At 37.9% G+C, this 824-nt stretch carries 1 protein-coding gene; it reads left to right on the top strand.

Translation table 11 applies throughout. The annotated features are described in order from the left end of the window. The first annotated feature begins 176 nt into the window (after positions 1 to 176). Positions 177 to 644 carry an HNH endonuclease gene (locus tag NNO04_RS22490; RefSeq protein WP_271446529.1) on the top strand — a complete coding sequence of 156 codons (468 nt, stop codon included), beginning with the start codon at positions 177 to 179 and terminating at the stop codon, positions 642 to 644. The last annotated feature ends 180 nt before the right edge of the window (positions 645 to 824 follow it).

Here is an 824-nt window from a genome sequence, read left to right on the forward strand (position 1 = left end):
TTTATTAATTGGGAACAATTAAGTATTAAAACATTCAGAAATTAGCCACAAAAAATAGTCCGGAAGAGACTCTCTGAATCTTGCGGACTATCTCACCTATTATTCCTTACCAAGCCAGAAGGACGAAGTATATAGGGTGGTGGTAAGCTATGGCGACACTGGAAGCTAACTAAACAGTGCCGCAGACAAGAAATTCAACTCAGCATTTATATGCGCCGAATCCTCTTTCATGGAGCGTTCCATTAGGACTTGCAAACAGGACGAATAATGGCGAATATAATATATTCCGTGATTTCTCAATTGATCCTCAATATCAGCATGCAAGTGACTCCGTTCAGTTTAATAGGGCTAATACTTGTTTTGTTAATAAAATGAATACCGACCCTGCTTTTAGAAGAGATATTCTGGGACGCTACCCAAAATTAAGAGAATGGGTTAAAAATGGTGATATGGGAAGAAGTCCAACAGGGTTAACATGGCATCATCACGAAGACATAAATAGACTGGTTTTAGTTGATAGATTCGATCACCGATCAAACCACGCACTGTATCACCCTACCGGGTCAGGAGGGCGAGATATATGGGGTGGAGGTAAGCCAGGGCGGCAGGGAAAACTAAATGGTGCAACAGGTAAAAGATGCTGATATTTATCACTCAGATAGAGGATATATTATATGTTGAAAAGAAATAAAGAATATAGTTTAGCTGAAATTATCACCTACATGAGGGATACAAAATGTCAGGATGATAATTTCTGTCTATATGGTAGTGATAGTGATGATGATTTAATTATTGATAATAAATATTTTATCTCTGATTACCCT

This window comes from Citrobacter sp. Awk 4 (genome assembly GCF_028069725.1).
Classification (GTDB): domain Bacteria; phylum Pseudomonadota; class Gammaproteobacteria; order Enterobacterales; family Enterobacteriaceae; genus Citrobacter_D.